Here is a 4,130-nt window from a genome sequence, read left to right as displayed (position 1 = left end):
AAGAGCGCCAGATCCATCAGTGGCTCGCGCTTGCGTGATTCGACGCGGATGAATGCGGCCAACGCTGCAGCAACAACGACATACCCTGCCGTCGCCGCGGCAGAGAACCATCCGATTCGCGGACCCTCGATCAGAAGGGCAACCGCCCCGCCGACAAGAATCACCAGTAGCAACTGACCGGGAAGATCGAGTCGTCGCGACTGCTGCGCTCGGGACTCCGGAACAAACACAGCAGTCAGGGCGAGCACGGCCAAGATCACCGGCACGTTGATCCAGAAAACCGATCGCCAGCCGAAACTTTCGATGAGCACGCCGCCGACGATCGGCCCTGCCGCCATACTCAGGCCGAAGACCGCGGCCCACACCCCGATTGCCTTGGCCCGCTCCTTCGGGTCGGTCATCACGTTGACGACGATCGCCAAGGCAACCGGACTGAGCATCGACCCGCCGACGCCTTGGACGATCCGCGCCGCGATCAACATCTCGACGGACGGAGCGAGCGCGCAGGCAATCGACGCCACCCCGAAAACCACCAGACCGATCTGAAAGACTCGTCTCCTGCCGAAACGATCGGCCACTGCTCCGGACGAGATCAGCAAGCTCGCCAGGACGAGTGTGTATGCGTTGACGACCCATTCCAGACCACGGGTTCCCACGCGAAATCCCTCACCGATCGTCGGCAGGGCCACGTTGACGATGGTGGTGTCCAACCCGACGACGAACAGGCTCGTGCAGCAGATCGCCAGGATGCCCCATCGCCGCCCTGCATCGAGTCCGATCACTTGCGGTTCGATCCCGCTCGAAGGTTTCATGGTCGGACTCCATCTCTCGAAGTGCTCTGCCGTACTCGACTGTCGAAAGGATCGTTGCTCTCCAGCGTCCGAAGCCGGTAGAAATTTTGCGGAAACTGCAAAGATGGACGGCATGGATGCTGAATTCGAGCAGTTGATCACCGATATCGGACCGAGACTGCGCACGCTTCGACGCGATCGCGGATTGACCCTCGAGGGCCTGTCCGAAGCCACCGGCATCTCTGTCAGCGCACTCTCACGCCTCGAATCGGGTAAGCGTCGTCCCACCCTCGATCTGCTGTTGCCGCTTGCCCGAGCGCACCGGGTCGCGCTGGACCAACTCGTCGGCGCCCCCGCTACGGGCGATCCTCGGGTCCATCTCACCCCGAGCCGACGCAAGAACGGCAGTGCCGTCGTTCCGTTGACGCGCTATCCCGGCCGCGTGCAGGTCTTCAAACAGGTGATCGGTCCGCGTCCACCGAAGCTGGTCACCCACGCCGGCTACGAATGGCTCTACGTCCTCGCCGGGGATCTGCGTCTCATCCTGGGGGCGAACGAGGTTCTCCTACACCCCGGGGAAGTCGCGGAGTTCGACACTGCCGAGCCCCATTGGTTCGGGCCTGCCGATGAACAGGTGGTGGAAATCTTGCATCTTTTCGGCCCGCAAGGCGAGAAGGCACATGTGCGCACGAAGGCAAAAACTACTACTGCACAAGACCTGGTTCACGAAAGTTAGTTCACTGCATGCGTTTTCAATCGGTTCGACAGTGTGTGAGCGTGCTCGAGGAGTAGCGTTCCCAACTCGGCATGACGCGCGGGCCGGAAGCGTGTTTCCACTCCGGTCAGGCTCAGCGCCCAGTCCGGGCGCCCGTTGCGGTCGAACACCGCGGCACCCATCCCCCAGCTTCCCTCGACGATGAGGGCTGGATTAACCGCGTACCCGGTGACACGCGTCGACTCGATTCGCTCACGGATTGATGCCTCACTGTGGATCTCACCCCATTCCGATTCCAGATTCACTCGGGCGAAATAGTCGTCGACGTCCCGCGTCGGTAGATGGCTCAAGATGGCAAGCCCCGCCGACGCGACCCCCAACGGGAATCGCTTCCCCTCGTGCAGCACGTGAGATCGCAGTGGAAAACTGCCTTCCTGACTCAGGATGCAGACGGTCTCGTCACCTCGGCGTGCCGACAGGAAGGCGCTCTCCCCCGTGACCCGGGCAAGTTCGTCGACGACGTCGCGAGCCCGGTCGGTGATGTCGTACCGATTTCCGGCCGCCGCCCCCAGGAGGTACAACTCCGGGCCGAGAGACCACCGACCGGTTCGTGCGTCACGGTCGACCAGTCCTTCGGCAGCCAGGGACGTGAGCAGTCGGTGCGCAGTGGGCCGAGCGAGGCCGGTGACCTTGCCCAATTCCGTGGTGGAAGTGCCCGTTGGTTCGGACGCGCCGAGGGCTCGCAGAAGTGCAGCCACCCGCGCGACCATGGCCGGCGATTGCCCGTGAGTTGGCATGCAGCCATCCTAGCGTCCATTCAATGAACGAAATTCCTTCAGACGATCAGTAGTCGATCAGTTCTCGGTTGATGTTCGAGATTCCTTGAACCTGTGAACTGGAGATAGTTCACTGGATATCGAAGTGAGTGAGTGTCTACTCAATGAACGCTTGGCAGGGAGAGAACATGACAGCAAAGGTGTACGAGTCCGCAGCGGAGGCGGTCGCCGACATCGTCGACGGCGCAACGCTGGCCGTCGGCGGATTCGGCTTGTGCGGCATCCCCGACGTGTTGATCGACGCGATCGCAGCTACGAGTGCAACCGACCTCGAGGTGTTCTCCAACAACTGCGGCGTCGACGATCACGGTCTCGGAATCTTGCTGAGCGCCGGCCGTATCCGACGAGTGACCGCGTCGTACGTCGGTGAGAACAAGGAGTTCGCCCGGCAGTACCTGGCCGGCGAACTCGAAGTGGAACTGACGCCGCAGGGAACGCTCGCCGAGCGTCTGCGCGCCGGCGGAACCGGAATCCCCGCATTCTTCACACCGGCCGGGGTGGGTAGCCCCATCTCCGACGGCGGAATGCCATGGCGCTACGACGCCGACGGCTCGATCGCTATTGCATCGCCTCCGAAGGAGACTCGCGTCTTCGGAACCAAGCGTTACGTAATGGAAGAGGCGATCAACGCCGACTACGCACTCGTGCACGCTGTTCTCGGAGACACCGACGGCAACCTCGTGTTCGACAAGACCGCGATGAACTTCAACCCGCTCGCCGCGATGGCGGGACGGGTCACCATCGCGCAGGTGGAACGTCTGGTCGAGCCCGGTGAAATCGATCCGGCGTCAGTGCATCTACCTGGGGTCTTCGTCCAGCGCGTAGTCCACACCGGACCTCAGAACAAGCGAATCGAAAAGCGAACCGTCAGCGCTTCGGAAGGAACCTCACGATGACCGCACCAGTGACAGTGACGGGTTGGACGCGCCAGCAGATGGCAGCGCGGGCGGCCGCAGAGATGATCGACGGGGAGTACGTCAATCTCGGAATCGGCCTTCCCACACTGATTCCCGGATACCTGGGCTCGGACGTTCGTGTGGTCCTGCACTCGGAGAACGGAATTCTCGGCACCGGACCGTATCCCACCGAGGACAACGTCGATCCTGACCTCATCAACGCCGGCAAAGAGACCGTGACCGTTAACCCCGGTGCGGCATATTTTGATTCGGCCCTCTCGTTCGGGATGATCCGCGGCGGCCACATCGACACCGCAGTCCTCGGCGGTATGCAGGTGTCGAAGACGGGTGACCTCGCAAACTGGATGGTCCCCGGCAAGATGGTCAAGGGCATGGGCGGCGCAATGGACCTGGTCCACGGTGCCCGGCGTGTCATCGTCGTCATGGAGCACAACGACCGCGACGGCAACCCCAAGATCGTCGACGCGTGCACCCTGCCCCTGACCGGCCAGGGCGTGGTGAATCGGATCATCACCAACCTCGCCGTCATCGACGTGAGCGACGAAGGCCCACTCGTCCTGCGTGAACTCGCCCCCGATGTCAGCGTCGAAGACGTAGTCGCCGCAACCGGCACCGAACTGAAAGTTGAACTGGCATGACCGACACGACCACTGTGATTGTTGCGGGAGCTCGTACCCCGATGGGTCGACTCCTCGGATCGTTGAAAGACCTCTCCGGGTCCGACCTCGGCGGCATCGCCATCAAAGGCGCCCTCGACAAGTCCTCAGTCGCACCCGAACAAGTCGACTACGTCATCATGGGACAGGTCCTCACCGCCGGCGCCGGCCAGATGCCCGCCCGCCAAGCCGCCGTCGCCGCCGGCATCCCCATG

Annotated in this window: 5 protein-coding genes and 1 pseudogene; 4 read left to right on the top strand and 2 right to left on the bottom strand. The window is 62.7% G+C overall.

Annotation, left to right across the window (positions count from 1 at the left end; all coding sequences use genetic code 11):
- On the bottom strand, positions 1-812 hold an 812-nt coding region (locus tag A2J01_RS28755), incomplete at its 3' end, for an MFS transporter (RefSeq protein WP_156519439.1).
- 112 nt (positions 813-924) lie between these two features.
- On the opposite strand from A2J01_RS28755, the gene A2J01_RS28750 reads away from it, so the two are divergent.
- Positions 925-1,527 (top strand): helix-turn-helix domain-containing protein, encoded by a 603-nt coding sequence (locus A2J01_RS28750; protein ID WP_047269055.1) that lies wholly within the window; start codon positions 925-927, stop codon positions 1,525-1,527.
- Here A2J01_RS28750 and A2J01_RS28745 read toward each other — a convergent pair.
- On the bottom strand, positions 1,524-2,303 hold the full coding sequence (locus A2J01_RS28745; protein ID WP_047269005.1) for an IclR family transcriptional regulator: 780 nt from the start codon (positions 2,301-2,303) through the stop codon (positions 1,524-1,526). The two genes, A2J01_RS28750 and A2J01_RS28745, sit on opposite strands and share 4 nt — an antisense overlap.
- A gap of 167 nt (positions 2,304-2,470) precedes the next feature.
- Between A2J01_RS28745 and A2J01_RS28740 the strand changes: the two genes are divergently transcribed.
- The 3 genes and pseudogenes from A2J01_RS28740 to A2J01_RS28730 form a co-directional block, all read left to right on the top strand.
- Entirely contained in the window at positions 2,471-3,238 is a 768-nt protein-coding gene (locus tag A2J01_RS28740; RefSeq protein WP_178377363.1) for a CoA transferase subunit A, read from the top strand.
- Positions 3,235-3,897, top strand: a complete 663-nt coding sequence (locus tag A2J01_RS28735; protein WP_020906493.1) for a 3-oxoacid CoA-transferase subunit B — start codon at positions 3,235-3,237, stop codon at positions 3,895-3,897. Before A2J01_RS28740 ends, A2J01_RS28735 begins: the two co-directional genes overlap by 4 nt.
- Positions 3,894-4,130 (top strand): annotated as a pseudogene (locus tag A2J01_RS28730) (acetyl-CoA C-acyltransferase); the annotation flags it as partial. The gene A2J01_RS28735 and the pseudogene A2J01_RS28730, both read left to right, overlap by 4 nt.

The sequence above is a fragment of the Rhodococcus sp. EPR-134 genome, assembly GCF_001647205.1.
Classification (GTDB): Bacteria; Actinomycetota; Actinomycetes; order Mycobacteriales; family Mycobacteriaceae; genus Rhodococcus_F; species Rhodococcus_F qingshengii.
Note: the sequence above shows the minus strand (reverse complement) of the source record. Positions and strands in the feature narration are given on the sequence as shown.